The sequence below is a fragment of the Microbacterium sp. 1.5R genome, assembly GCF_007667425.1.
GTDB lineage: Bacteria > Actinomycetota > Actinomycetes > Actinomycetales > Microbacteriaceae > Microbacterium.
In genome coordinates, this window is sequence record NZ_VDRC01000001.1 from 1,426,432 (window position 1) to 1,439,748 (window position 13,317).

Consider the following 13,317-nt stretch of genomic DNA (forward strand, 5'->3'; position numbering starts at 1 on the left):
GTTCTCCTCGGTGCGGGTGGCGGAAGGACGGGTAGGGCAGGCGGCGGCCGGGGTGGATGCCGTCAGACAGCGGCGACCGCGGGGGCGCCCAGCGTCTGGAAGCGCTGGTTGTCTCCGTAGAGCGCGAGCATGTGGGCGAACTCGGCCTCGTCGTGGAACGCGACCTGACCGGTGCCGAAGCCCTTCGCGACCTCGACCGCGAAGCGGGCGGCGAGTGCGATGTCGGTCTCGTGGCTCGCTCCGGTGGCGCAGCCGGCGACCGCGGTCACCGTGGTCAGCGCGACGCCCACGACCGGGGCCGAGGTGGCGACCGCGGGCTGCAGGATCGAGTTCACGTGGTGCAGGTCGTTGCCGTATGGCGTGATGTCCTGCTGCGCGAGCGGGAGGATCTTCGCCGGCTCGCCCGACACGGTCTCGAGCACGCCGACGAGGTCGGGCGCCGGGCGGAGAATGTACCCCTCCTTGACCGTCGGTGAGATGGCGACACCGCGGTGGTTGAGGATGCGGTTGCCCTTGGTCGTGTCGATCGAGACGATCGCGTCCATGTCGGCCGTGACCTCGTTCTCGTTCATGGTCGCGATGTCGACGGCCGACGACATGAACGGCACCGGGTCGTGCGGCTCGGTGGGGGCGTCGGGGTCGACGTGCGTGCACACAACGACGTCGCCCGCGACGCGGTCGCCCCGAGAGGCCATCTGCAGGAGCTTGGCGGCGGCGGCGAGCGCGGCGGCCGCTCCGTCGGCGTCGCTCACGAGGCCGATGAGCTCGGGGCGGGCGCCGACGCCGCCCAGGCGGCCGATGATGCCGAGCGTCGGGGCGGCGCCGCCCGTGCTGCGGCCGGCGGTGCCGGGGATCACGACGCGGACGAAGTCGGTCGCTCCGCGTTCGGCGGAGACCGTCTCCACCTCGATCGTGGCGTCGGCCGGAGCGAAGGTGCGCAGGTGCTCCGCGAGGGATGCGCCGGAGGCCGACGGGGAGTCGAGCAGGTCGACGACGGGGAGGACGTGGTTGAGCATGGGGGTTCTTTCCGGTGGGGTGTGAGGATCAGGCCGCTGAGTGCAGGCCGAGGTAGCGGAGCGTGGTGGCGGCGTACACCTTGGCGGCGAGCACGACGTCGGCCGCGGGCGCCTTCTCGTCGAAGCCGTGGATGGTGGCGAGCTCGGCGGGCCCGTACTGCAGCACGGGGATGCCGTGGCTGCGGAACGTGCGTGCATCGGACGACGCCCACTGCAGCACCCCCTTCGCCTCGGGGTCGCTGATGTCGCGGAGAGCGCCAATCAGGGTCTCGACGATCGGGTCGGTGGGGAGCGTCCAGTTCGGCTCGCTGCGGAAGCCGAGCGGTTCGAGGGTCGCCTCGATGCCCTCCTCGGCGAGGATCTCGAGGATGCGGTCGTTGACCTGCTCGCGGGTGAGGCCGATCGGCACGCGGGTGTCGACCTCGACGATCGCGCGGTCGGCGACGACATTGGTCGAGGTGCCGCCCGAGATCCTGCCGATGTTGATCGTGACGTGCTCGAACACGTCGCCGATGCCGGCGCCGTAGCCCTCGCGCTCCTCGGCGTACGCCTTCGATTCGGCGATCAGCTCGCGGACGTCCTCCGGGGCGTTCGGCGTCATGTCCCAGAGCTTCTGCAGCGCGACGATCGCCTTCGCGGCGAGCAGGTTGGCGCTCACGCCGTGCAGCGGCTGCAGGCTGCCGTGGCCCGGCTTGCCGTCGATGATCATCCGGAACCAGTTGCTGCCCTTCTGACCGATCGTGGGGTGCGAGCGTTCGGCCGGCTCGGCGATCACTCCGGCGGTCACGCCGTCGAGGTAGCCCTGCTCGAGCACCCAGTCGGCGCCGCCGCGGTCGCCGGTCTCCTCGTCGCACACTCCGAGGAATGTGAGTGAGCCGGCGACGGGCACTCCGAGCTCGGCCAGGAGGCCGTAGACGAAGAGCGCACCGGCGAGCCCGGCCTTCATGTCGCTCGCGCCGCGGCCGCGCAGGTATCCGTCGACCACATCGCCCGCGAACGGCGGAAAGCTCCAGCGTGCCGTGTCGCCGACGGGCACGACGTCGTAGTGTCCGGTGAGCACGAGATGCCGGTCGCCGGCGGCGGTATCGCCGCTGCGGGAGAGCACGTTGAGGCGGCCCGTGGCGGCATCCCCGATCACGTCGGCGTCGAGCCCGCGCTCGCGCAGCCAGGCCGCCGTGAAGTCGGCGATCTCGGTGCAGTCGCCCGCCGGGTTCTCGCTGGGGATGCGGATCATCGCGCCGGCGAGCTCGAGCAGTTCATCCGATCGCCGGTCGATCTCCTCGAGGAGCCGCTGCTCCCACGCTGCCGTGTCCATCGTGTGCGTCTTCTCTCGTCTCGTGTTCTGATGTCGCGTCGAGTGGTGGTGCCCCGGCCGGGGCTCGGGCGCCCCGGCCGGGAAGGGGGTGTCAGCCCTGGACGCTCAGCTGAGCGAACCGGATGATGCCGTCGGGGTACGAGGTGTAGCCCTCCGTGCCCTCGTGCAGGCCGACGACGATGTTGTACTCGTACAGGTACGCCCACGGCGCGTCCGCCGTGATGAGCTCCTGGATCTCCTTGTAGTACTCCGCCCGCACGTCGGCATCGGTCTCGGCCGCGGCCTTCTGCCACAGCTCGTCGACCTGCGGGTTCGAGTAGTTCATGTAGTTGCTCGAGGTGTCGGTCGTCATCAGCAGGCCCAGGTGGTACTGCGGGTCGTTGACGAACGAGGTCCAGCGGGAGATGTATGCCTGCACCTGCTTGGTGTCGAGCGCCTCGAGGAACTGCGCGCGCGCCATGTTCTTGATGTTCATGGTGACGCCGATCTTCGCGAGCTCGGCCTGGATCAGCACGGCGTCGTCGGACCAGTCCTGGAACCCGCCGCCGAGGGTGAAGTCGAACGTGAAGCCGTCGGGATATCCCGCCTCCGCGAGCAGCGCCTTCGCCTTGTCGAGGTCGTGCTCGTAGCCGTAGGTGCTGTCGTCGAATCCGGGCATCGAGCTCGGCACCGCCGAGGTCAGGGGGCTCGCCTGACCCTGCATGACGTCGTCGATGAGCGACTCGTAGGGGATCGCGTAGCTGATCGCCTCGCGCACCTTCTCGTTGTCGAACGGTGCGACGGCGTTGTTCATCGCGAAGAAGAGGATCTTGTTGCTGGCTCGCGAGTCGATCACGACGCCGTCGGTGTCTTCGAGCGACGCGACGTCCTTCGCCGGGAGCTCGGTCGCGACGTCGACCTCGCCGCGGCTGAGCAGCTGCACGCGGTTGGAGGCCTCGGTGATGAAGCGCACCGTGACGTCGGCGACCGCGGGCTCCTCGCCCCAGTAGTCGTCGTTGCGCGACAGCACGGCCTGCGTCGACGGGTCCCACGACTCGATCACGTACGGTCCGGAGCCGGCGGTGTTGGTGCTGAGCCACTCGGCCCCGCCGTTCTCCTCGACGAGCTTCGTGTCGACGATCGAGAACGAGTACATCGGCAGGATCTGCAGGAACAGGTGGTTCGGACCCGTGAGGGTGATCGTGACGGTGTGCTCGTCGATCGCCTCGTAGCTGTCGATGCCGGCCATGCCGTAGAGGAAGCTGGCGCTCGCCGACGCCTTGATGAGGTCGAGGCTGCCGACCACGTCGGCGGAGGTCAGCTCGTTGCCGCTCTGGAAGGTCACGTCGTCGCGCAGCGTGAACGTGTACTCGGTCGCGTCGTCGTTCACCTCCCACTCGGTGGCGAGCATCGGCTCGATCTCGTCGGTCTGGGCGGTGAGCTTGCCGTCGACCTCGTCGGTGGCGTAGGTCACGAGCTGGTCGTAGGCGGCCACGACGAACGTGTCGCTCGTGACGTCGTTCGCCTCGGACGGGTTGAGCGTCGTGCCGCCTTCCGAGAAGGCGACGGTGAGGGATGCCGAGGTGTCGGCCTCGCCGTTCTGGCTGTTCGCGTTGGCGCTGCAGCCGGCGAGGAGGATCGCCGTGACGGCGAGGGCGGGGAGGGTGAGCTTCCGCATGTCGTTCTCCTTGGGGTGGGGGGTCACTGGGTGGTGCGCAGGCGTGGGTCGAGCACGTCTCTGAGCGCATCGCCGAAGAGGTTGAAGCCGAGGATCGAGGTGGCGATCGCGAGGCCGGGGAAGAGGGTCAGCCACCATTCGCCGCTGATGATGTAGCCACGTCCGTCGCTGATCATCACGCCCCATTCGGGTGTGGGCGGTTGCGCGCCGAGCCCGATGAAGCTCAGCGATGCGGCGGTGAGGATGGCGTATCCCATGCCGAGTGCCATGCGCACGACGATCGGTGCGAGCGCGTTGGGCACGATGTGACGCAGCAGGATGGTGTGGTTCCGCAGCCCGAGGGCGCGGCCTGCCTCGACGAACTCGCGCTGGGTGAGCGCGAGCGTCTGGCCGTACGTGATGCGGGCGAACTCGGGGATCCCGACGATGCCGACCGCGATCATCGCGCTGCCGACGCCCGGCCCGAGGGAGGCGGCGATGGCGAACGCGAGGACGAGGGAGGGGAAGGCGAGCATGACGTCCATGACGCGCATGATGAAGCCCCCGGTGACGCCGCCGACGTACCCGGCGATGCCGCCGAGCGGCACGCCGATCACGACGGAGAGGGCCACAGCGATCAGTCCCGTCCACAGCGAGATGCGTGCGCCCTCGAACACGCGGGTCAGCACGTCGCGACCGAAGTTGTCGGTGCCGAACAGGTGACCGAGGCTGGGGGCGTCGAGCAGCGTGCCGGCACCGGTCTGCGCGGCCCCGTACGGGCTCAGCACGCCGATGAGGAGTCCGCCGACGGTCCAGAACAGGATGATGCCGAGGCCCACCATGCCGAGTCGGTTGCGCAGCAGCAGGCGGAGCACGCCGGTGCCGTCGCCGCCGACGCGGCGCGTGCGGGACTGGGTCGGGGTCTGGGTCTGGTCACTTCGTCGCATAGCGGACCCTCGGATCGATCGCGGCATTGGCAAGGTCGACGAGCAGGTTGATCACGAGGTAGATCGCCGCAGCGAGCACCGTGAAAGCCTGCACCGGTGCATAGTCGGTGGCGAGGATCGACTGCGTGACGTACGAGCCGACGCCCGGCCAGCTGAAGATCGTCTCGGTGAGCACCGCTCCGCCGAGCAGCTGTCCGAACTCGAGCCCGATCACGGTGACGACGGCGGGCGAGGCGTTGCGGAACGCGTGCTTGCCCACCACGACGAGCGGCGAGAGCCCCTTCGACACGGCGGTGCGCACGTAGTCCTGGCCGAGCACTTCGAGCGTGGCCGACCGCGTCATCCGCGAGATCATCGCGAGGCCCCCGGTGGCGAGCACCATGGCCGGCCAGATGATGTGCGAGAGGGCTGACCCCAGCGCCACGATGTCGCCGGAGAGGATGCTGTCGAGCACGTACATCCCGGTGACCGTGGTCGGCGGGTTGATGCCGTTGCCGATGCGGCCAGTCGGCGCCGGAGCGATCCCGAGCTGGAAGTAGAACACGAAGATGACGAGCAGTCCGAGCCAGAACAGCGGCATGGATGCGCCGGCGAGCGTGATCACGCGGGTGATCTGATCGACCACCTTGCCGCGGCGGACGGCGCTGGCGATGCCGAGCGGCACACCGATGACGATGGCGATGCCCAGCGCGAAGAGCGCCAGCTCGATCGTGGCCGGGAGACGTGTCAGCAGGTCCTCGGCGACCGGGTGCCCGGTGTGCCAGGCGAATCCGAGATCGCCGCGGAACAGGCCGGTGACGTAGTCGACGAACTGCGCCGGGAGCGGCTGGTCGAGACCCATCTGCTCGCGGATGCGCTCGACCGTGCTCGCGTCTGCTTGCTCGCCGGCGAGCGTGCGGGCCGGATCGCCCGGCAGCACACGCGTGATCAGGAAGACGATCACCAGCACGCCGAGCAGCGCGGGGATCATCGCCAGGATGCGGCGGAGGACGTAACGCATGTTCTCCTCGGAGGATCGGGACACCCGGCTTCGGGACCGGGATGTGGACGAGTCTCTGCGCCGCGTCGCGGAGAGTGCAAGCTCATCTCACTATGTGCAAGTTACGATCAGATTTCGGATGGGGCTGCTATGTTTGCGACCAAATCTCCGGAGGTCAGGGTGAACACAGCGTCCACAGGCGGGTCCCCGCTGCAGACCGTCGATCGCGCACTGCAGATCCTCCTGTCCTTCAGCGACACCCGCACCGACTGGGGGGTCTCCGAGCTCGCCGAGGCGTTCGAACTGAATCAGTCGACCGGTCAGCGCCTCCTGGCCGCCCTCGCCAGCCGCGGCTTCCTCACCGCCGATCCGTACACGCGGCGATACAGCCTCGGCCCCGCCCTGTGGCACATGGCTGCCCTCTGGGAGCGCGGCGGCGGTCTGGCGCGACTGGCGGAACAGGTCATCGCCGAGCTCGCCGCCGCGACCGGCCGCACGGCCACCTTCACCGTGCCGGACGGCTTCTACGTGCGGTGCATCGCGGCGGTCGACGGCCTCAGCGGCCCCGTGCGCTCGCATCCGCTCGTCGGCGACCTGTACCCGGCGCACGCCGGAGCGACCTCTCGCGCCTACTTCGCGTTCCTCGACCCTCTCGTGCGGCGCAACATGCTCGCCGGCCGTCCGTTCGCGCGGTACACCGAGATCACGGAGGTCGACGAAGACGCCCTCGAAGGGCTCTTGCGCGAGACGTACAAAGCCGGATGGGCGTACTCCGAAGGCGAGTACGACGCGACGACCAGGGCGATCGCCGTGCCCGTGCGCATCGGCGCCAAGCCGATCGGATCGCTCACCCTCGTCGAACCGAAGATCTACGACTACGACGACGACCTGCACGACCATCTGCCGGCGCTGCAGGCCGCGGCCGAGCAGTTCGCCTCCCTGCTGGCGAGCAACCAGGCCCGCGCGCACCGCGACTGGCGGCGAGGCCGGTCGCGATCGCCCCGGCCCGCGCTCGACCGCTCCTGATCGCACCCCGAGACCCCCGTCTGAAAAGGACCCTCGTGCACCTCCTCCTGCTCTCGAACTCGACCAACCACGGCGACGACTACCTCGCCCACGCGATCGAGCCCGTTCGCGCGCACCTCGCCGGTCGGGCTCTGACGTTCGTGCCCTACGCGCTCGCCGACCACGACGCCTACACCGCGACGGTGCGCCGGGCGCTGGCACCGCACGGCATCGAGGTCGACGGCGTGCATCGGCACGCGGATCCGGCTGCCGCGATCGCCGGCGCCGAGGCCGTGTTCGTCGGCGGCGGCAACACGTTCCGCCTGCTCGCGCGCCTGCAGTCGACCGGACTCGACGATGCGCTGCGCGAGCGGGTGCATGGCGGCATGCCGTACATGGGTGCGAGCGCCGGGACGAACATCGCCGGGCAGACCATCCGCACGACCAACGACATGCCGATCGTGCAGCCGCCGTCATTCGACGCGCTCGGTCTCGTGCCGTTCCAGATCAACCCGCACTACATCGACGCGGATCCGACGAGCACGCACAACGGCGAGACCAGAGAGCAGCGACTGACCGAGTTCCTCGAGGAGAACGACGCCGCTGTGCTCGGGCTCCGCGAGGGGACGTGGCTGCACGTGAGCGGCGACGTGGCGCAGATCGGCGGCACGGCCGTATCGCCCCGCGCACCGGGACCGGCGGTGCTGTTCGAGCGCGGCTCGGCACCGACCGAGGTGTCGGGCGACGTCAGCGCGCTGCTCACCCGTCGACCGCGGTTCGACGCCGCCTGACGCCACCTGCCCGGAGGGCCGCGTCGGCCGCGTGCGCCGCGCGCCGCGCGCCGCGCGGAAGCGTGGCACTGCGACCCGACACCGTCAACCCCCTGACCCGTGGGAGAGACCGGTCCTAGTGTCGTCGACACGACCGAACGTCGAGCACGAACAACGAGCAGAGGAGGACGACATGAGCGATCCGTCGAACACGCAGGGCACGCCCGGTTCCGACGAAGAGGCCGACACGGCGTCGGGCGGGGCGCCCGACGACTCCGGCGACAAGCGGTACACCGGGGAGACCGACGGGCCGGACGACTCCGACGACTCCGACGACGTGCGAGAGACCCTCGACGACCAGACCACCGACGACGAGGGCAAGCCCCTCGAGAACCCGTCCGGCGGCTGACGCCGCGGCGAACCGACCGCGCGGCTCGTCGCCGACCCGCGCGTCGTCGCCGAGACCCCGGTTCGCCGCCGAGACCCCGGGTTGTGGACGTCCACAACCCGGGGTCTCGTCGCGAGACCGGGGTCTCGGTGCACTGCGGCACGTCATCGACGCGGGCTCTTCGTCTGTCCGGCCGAGCGCGACCGCGACGGCTGACGGCGACAGCGGCGGTGACAGCGGCGACGACGATGTGACATGATCTGAACCTTTCCTCGCCGATCCGCGTCTCTTCTCCGAGAGTGCGTCCTGACGCCCTCCGGCCGACAGGATGACGCGGACCGGTCCACGACCTTCCGCGCGAGGAGCTGCGCATGAGCACGGGGAATTCGTCGACAGACGCCGACGAGCTCCTCCGGAACATCCACCACCGTTATTCCGGCATGCTGCGCGGCTTCATCATCCGGATGCCGTACGACGCCGCCGCCGCCGACGACGTGGTACAGGAGACACTGCTCCGCGCCTGGCAACGGCCCGAGATCCTCAACCGACCCGAGCCGGTGATCCGCGCCTGGCTGTGCCGCGTCGCCCGCAACCTCGTCGCCGATGAGCTGCGCAGCGCCCGGCATCGCCGCGAGATCCCCGTCGACCGGATGCCGGAATCGGCAGGCGACGACGACACCGACCGCCTCTTCGATCGCTGGATCGTGTCGGAGGCGCTGTCGACGCTCCCCGCCGACCACAGCGCGGTGATCCGCGGCGCCTACCACGGCGGCCGCAGCGTCGCGCAGCTCGCGACCGACTTCGGCATCCCGATAGGCACCGTGAAGTCGAGGCTGCACTACGGCATGCGCGCGCTGCGCGTCGCCCTGCAGGAGAGGGGGATGCTGTCGTGACCCGACACACCCGCGCCTACCAGGATGCCGCCTCCGTGCTCGGAGACCTGGACGAGGTCGACCGGCGCGGTGACGAGGCTCATATCGCCATCCCCTCCCGTCCCATCCCACCCCCACACCGGAGAACCATGTCAGCCTCAGCATCCGCCAGCCGTACCGCCGCCCCCTCGACCGTCGATGTGCCCGCCGCGCGACCGAGCACGTCCGTGCGCGTGCTGCTGCCCCTCACCCGCATCGCCCTGGGATTCGTCTACCTCTGGGCGTTCATCGACAAGCTGTTCGGCCTCGGACTCGCCACACCGGCCGCGGGTTCGGTGCTCGCCGGTCAGTCCCCGAGCGCCGGGTACCTCGGTCACACCGAGGGAGCACTGTCGGGCGTCTTCCGTGCCATGGCCGGGAACCCCCTGGTCGATGCGCTGTTCATGCTCGGACTCGGCGCGGTCGGCGCCGCCCTCGTGACCGGCGTCTGCCTGTGGCTGGCGGCCCTCGGCGGCTCCTTCGTCATGGGCGGCATCTACCTCAGCGCGCTGCCCCTCGCCAACAATCCGATCATCGACGAGCATCTCGTGTACGTCCTGCTCGGCTGGCTGCTCGCCGCGCTCGGCGCCGGACGCTTCGCCGGCCTCGGCACCGTGTGGTCGACGCTTCCCTTCGTACGCCGCGCCCCCTGGCTCGCCTGAGAAGCACCTCCCACCGCCGAGACCCCGGTTCATCGCCGAGACCCCGGGTTGTGGACGTCCACAACCCGGGGTCTCGACGCGAAACCGGGGTCTCGGTGCAGTGCTCGGGCGAGCGACCCGGCGTCAGCGGAGGCGCGCGGTGCGCAGCGTCGCTGTGGCGCTGTGCGCGGCCATGCCCTCGGAGTCGGAGATCACCTGTACGGCGTCAGCGAGCGCAGGCGTCGCCTCACGACTGATGCGCTGGTACGTGAGCGGCTTGAGGAACCGCGACACCGACAACCCCGCACTGTGCTTGGCTCCACCGGCGGTCGGCAGCACGTGGTTGGTCCCGGCCATGCCCTTGTCGGAGTACGCGACTGTGCTCCACGGCCCGAGGAAGATCGAGCCGTAGTTGCGCAGGGTGTCGTGGTACCAGTCGTCGTCCGACGTGAGGATCTCCAGGTGCTCCGGAGCGAGGTCGTCCATGAGGGCCGCCGCGGTCTCCCGGTCCTTCGCCACGGTGACGACCCCGTAGTCGCGCCATGCGGCTCCGGCGATCTCGGCGGTCGCGAGCGTCTCGAGCTGGCGGTCGATCTCGGCGATCACGGCACGGCCGTGCTCCTCCGACGTGGTGATGAGCGCGGCCGGAGAGTTCGGACCGTGCTCGGCCTGGCCCAGCAGGTCGGCGGCGACGAGCTCGGGGTCGGCGGTCTCGTCCGAGATCACGGCGACCTCGCTGGGACCGGCGAGCAGGTCGATCGCGACAGTGCCGAAGAGCTGGCGCTTCGCCTCGGCGACGAAGGCGTTGCCGGCGCCGACGAGCATGTCGACGGGCAGCTCGCCCAGCAGCCCGTAGGCCATCGCCGCGAGTGCCTGCACTCCGCCGATGACGAAGACGCGGTCGACGCCCGAGAGGTGCGCGGCGTAGACGACGGCGTCGTTGGCTCCGCCGTCCGGCTGCGGCGGCGTGCAGGCGATCACGGTCGGCACGCCGGCGGCCTTGGCGACGCCCACGGTCATGAACGCGCTCGCGGTGAGCGGGAAACGTCCCGCAGGCAGGTAGGCGCCGACCCGCGAGACGGGGATGTACTTCGCGCCGGTCACGAGGCCGGGCACCAGCTCGGTCTCGAAGTCGGTGAGGTGCGAGCGCTGCTCGCGGGCGAAAGCCTGCGTGCGCGCGGCACCGAGCTCGATCGCCTCGCGGAGGGCGGGGTCGAGACGCTCTCCGCTGCTCGCGATCTGCTCGGCCGTGAGCTCGATGGCGGCGCCCTGGTAGTTGTCGAGCTTCTTCGCGTAGTCGAGCACGGCGTCCATGCCGCGCTCGCGGATGTCGGCCAGCATCGTCGTCACGGTCTCGATCACGGCGGGGTCGCGCTGTGCCGCCGGGGCGTCGATGAGCGGGGTCTTGAGGTGGTGGAAGGCGCCGTCGTGACGCGCGAGGACTGCAGGAGAGTAACGCATGGTCGAAGGCTAGATCGACGGCATCCATCCGACAAGCCTGACGATCCGTATCGATGCATCGGGTTTACCATTGGGCTGTGACCATCACCCAGCTCACCGCTTTCCTGGCCGCCCTCGAGCACGGCTCGTTCACCGCGGCGGCGACGAGTCTCGGGATGACGCAGGCGTCGGTGTCGGAACTGGTCGCGCGCCTCGAGCGGGAGCTGGACGTCACGCTCTTCGTGCGCGGCAGCCGCCGCCTCGTACCGACGGCGGCCGCTCAGGAGCTGCGTCCGCACGCTGCGCAGGCGGTCAGCGCGGTGCAGAACGGCATCGACACGATCCACTCGCTGGCGTCGCTCGACCGCGGCATCTGCACGTTCGGAGTGCTGCGCAACGCCGCGTACTACGCCCTGGCCGATCTCGCCGAGACCTTCCATCACCGGCATCCGAACGTGCGCCTGCGTCTCGTCGGCATCAACTCCGCGCACGTCGCCCGGTCCATCGCGCGCGGCGAGCTCGAGGCTGGGCTGCTCGTGCTCCCGATCGACGAGGACGGCCTCGAGGTCAAGCCACTGTTCCGCGACGAGGTGCTCTACGTCTCCTCGACCAGGCCCCCGCGCAGCGGGCCGGTGACGATCGCCGAGGTGGCCGATGCCAAGCTCGTGCTCTACGACGCCTTCGCCGGGTGGGACGACCCCACGCGCCGGCAGCTGCTCGAACGCGCCCGACTGCAGGGCCTCACCCTCGAGCCCTCGGTCGAGGTCGAGCATGTCGAGACCGCGCTGAGCCTCGTCGCGGCCGGCACCGCCGACACGATCGTGTCGCGGTCGATCGCGGAGTCCGAAGGGTTCCCGCCCGGCATCCGCACGTTCCCGTTCGCGGAGCCGATGCACGACACGATCGCCCTCGTGCAGCGCGAGGGCGTGCTGCTGTCGCCGGCGACGCGCAAGCTCGCGGAGCTCGCCGAGCGGATGCTGCGCGAACGCCTCCCCGAGCATGCGGGGCGCACGCCGCTGCAGTGACCGCAGACGCGACGGGGCGCGAGGAGCCGTGGCTCCCCGCGCCCCGTCGGCGGGCGTTCGGACTCAGTCGTCTTCGGTCGCCGTCACCATCACGCCGAGCGGCGCGAGGTAGCCGTTCGGGTCGATCGTCCAGTCGGCGGCCTTCGCCGCCTCGACGACCTCGGGCGCCCACTCGAGGTACACGCGGTCGTCGCCGCCGTTGATGACGAGCACCGTGCCGGCGCCGGTGTCGTCTCCCTCGACGCAGCGGTACTCGCGCCACGCGCCCTCCGGCACCGAGAAGGTGTCGCCGCCGCCGAGGGTGACGGTCGTCGACGGGTCGCCGTTGAGGGTGACCTCCCAGCGGCCGGTCTTGAACAGCAGCGCCTGCGTCTTGTCGTGGCGGTGACGCAGCACGCCCTGCCCTGGCTCGGCCTTGACCCACGCGAGGTTGAACGAGTGCGGCTCGGTGACGTTCGGCACCTGGCGGCGGTTCTCGCTCATGCCGTAGCCGATCGCCGTGGCGAGCTCGACGCGTCCGCCCTCGACGGCCGCACACAGGAGCGCCGCGGCGGAGTACTTGCGGTCGCCGGGCTGGATCACCCGCGAGCGCATGTCCTCGACCGAGTACTCAGTGAGCTCGTCGATGTAGTGCTGCTTCATCGGCGTGATGAGCGGCACGTCGTCGGGCAGCACGTCGCCCGCGACCGTGTCGATCAGCTTGTTGTCGGCGGTGAGGTGCAGACCGTACGACTCCGCCTCGCGGAGCACCGACGGGCCCCAGATGATGCCGCCGTTGTCGTCGCGTCCGAGAACCGTGTAGAGGATGCCGTCGTCCGGCCCCTCGTTCGTGAAGCCGCGGAAGATCCATGTGGGGATCGTGACGATGTCGCCGTCGTGGCTGATGTACTCGCCCTGCTTGCCGTCGACGCCCCACCGCAGGCGGAACTCGCCGCCGAGATTGATGAACACCTCGGCCGTGAAGTGCAGGTGCAGGTTGTTCGAGATGCCGTTCGGCATCCCCGCCGCGCCCGTGTTGAACCCGTGGTTGACCTCGAGGTTCACGTACTGGCTCGCGTTCTGCGAGACGCCGGCGCCGATGAAGGAGTAGTTCTCCTTGCGGTCGGACCCCGGGGTGCGGCAGTCGATGAACGCCGAGTTGCACGGCACCCAGTCGGAGCGGCGGATCGTCCGTCGCTGGATCTCCTCGGCGTCGACGACAACGTCGCTCGTGCTCTCTATGACGGTGCTCATGTCTTCTTCTC

General features: G+C 69.9%; 13 protein-coding genes. 6 read left to right on the forward strand and 7 right to left on the reverse strand.

The window, feature by feature from the left end; genetic code table 11:
- Window positions 1–62 precede the first annotated feature (62 nt).
- The 5 genes from FSY98_RS06840 to FSY98_RS06860 form a co-directional block, all read right to left on the reverse strand.
- Complete coding sequence (locus FSY98_RS06840) at window positions 63–1,016, reverse strand: DUF1177 domain-containing protein (protein ID WP_144875173.1); 954 nt, start codon at window positions 1,014–1,016, stop codon at window positions 63–65.
- 28 nt (window positions 1,017–1,044) lie between these two features.
- Window positions 1,045–2,331, reverse strand: a complete 1,287-nt coding sequence (locus tag FSY98_RS06845) for a M20 family metallopeptidase (RefSeq protein ID WP_144875175.1) — start codon at window positions 2,329–2,331, stop codon at window positions 1,045–1,047.
- A gap of 91 nt (window positions 2,332–2,422) precedes the next feature.
- Window positions 2,423–3,988, reverse strand: coding sequence for an ABC transporter substrate-binding protein (locus FSY98_RS06850; RefSeq protein WP_144875177.1), 1,566 nt, complete (start codon window positions 3,986–3,988; stop codon window positions 2,423–2,425).
- A 23-nt stretch (window positions 3,989–4,011) separates the two neighbouring features.
- Window positions 4,012–4,914 carry an ABC transporter permease gene (locus tag FSY98_RS06855; protein ID WP_144875179.1) on the reverse strand — a complete coding sequence of 301 codons (903 nt, stop codon included), beginning with the start codon at window positions 4,912–4,914 and terminating at the stop codon, window positions 4,012–4,014.
- Window positions 4,901–5,914 (reverse strand): ABC transporter permease, encoded by a 1,014-nt coding sequence (locus FSY98_RS06860; protein ID WP_144875181.1) that lies wholly within the window; start codon window positions 5,912–5,914, stop codon window positions 4,901–4,903. The genes FSY98_RS06855 and FSY98_RS06860 overlap by 14 nt, the downstream gene beginning before the upstream one ends.
- Before the next feature lie 159 nt (window positions 5,915–6,073).
- Here FSY98_RS06860 and FSY98_RS06865 point away from each other — a divergent pair, with 159 nt between their 5' ends.
- The 5 genes from FSY98_RS06865 to FSY98_RS06885 all read left to right on the forward strand — a co-directional run bounded on the left by FSY98_RS06865 (window position 6,074) and on the right by FSY98_RS06885 (window position 9,629).
- A complete protein-coding gene (locus FSY98_RS06865) occupies window positions 6,074–6,919 on the forward strand; it encodes an IclR family transcriptional regulator (protein WP_222119121.1) in 846 nt (281 codons plus the stop codon).
- Window positions 6,920–6,954: 35 nt separating this feature from the next.
- On the forward strand, window positions 6,955–7,689 hold the full coding sequence (pepE, locus tag FSY98_RS06870) for a dipeptidase PepE (RefSeq protein WP_144875183.1): 735 nt from the start codon (window positions 6,955–6,957) through the stop codon (window positions 7,687–7,689).
- A gap of 172 nt (window positions 7,690–7,861) precedes the next feature.
- Entirely contained in the window at window positions 7,862–8,077 is a 216-nt protein-coding gene (locus FSY98_RS06875; RefSeq protein ID WP_144875185.1) for a hypothetical protein, read from the forward strand.
- A 350-nt stretch (window positions 8,078–8,427) separates the two neighbouring features.
- The gene (locus FSY98_RS06880; RefSeq protein ID WP_144875187.1) at window positions 8,428–8,949 is read left to right on the forward strand and encodes a sigma-70 family RNA polymerase sigma factor; all 522 of its coding nucleotides are present in this window, start codon (window positions 8,428–8,430) and stop codon (window positions 8,947–8,949) included.
- Window positions 8,946–9,629 carry a hypothetical protein gene (locus tag FSY98_RS06885; RefSeq protein WP_144875189.1) on the forward strand — a complete coding sequence of 228 codons (684 nt, stop codon included), beginning with the start codon at window positions 8,946–8,948 and terminating at the stop codon, window positions 9,627–9,629. The genes FSY98_RS06880 and FSY98_RS06885 overlap by 4 nt, the downstream gene beginning before the upstream one ends.
- Window positions 9,630–9,752: 123 nt before the next feature.
- Here FSY98_RS06885 and hisD read toward each other — a convergent pair whose 3' ends face one another.
- Window positions 9,753–11,069, reverse strand: coding sequence for a histidinol dehydrogenase (hisD, locus tag FSY98_RS06890; protein WP_144875191.1), 1,317 nt, complete (start codon window positions 11,067–11,069; stop codon window positions 9,753–9,755).
- A 77-nt stretch (window positions 11,070–11,146) separates the two neighbouring features.
- Between hisD and FSY98_RS06895 the strand changes: the two genes are divergently transcribed.
- The gene (locus FSY98_RS06895; RefSeq protein WP_222119122.1) at window positions 11,147–12,073 is read left to right on the forward strand and encodes a LysR family transcriptional regulator; all 927 of its coding nucleotides are present in this window, start codon (window positions 11,147–11,149) and stop codon (window positions 12,071–12,073) included.
- A gap of 63 nt (window positions 12,074–12,136) precedes the next feature.
- On the opposite strand, the gene FSY98_RS06900 is transcribed toward FSY98_RS06895, so the two are convergent.
- Window positions 12,137–13,306: a cupin domain-containing protein gene (locus FSY98_RS06900; RefSeq protein ID WP_144875195.1), complete on the reverse strand. Its 1,170-nt coding sequence runs from the start codon at window positions 13,304–13,306 to the stop codon at window positions 12,137–12,139.
- Window positions 13,307–13,317: the final 11 nt, after the last annotated feature.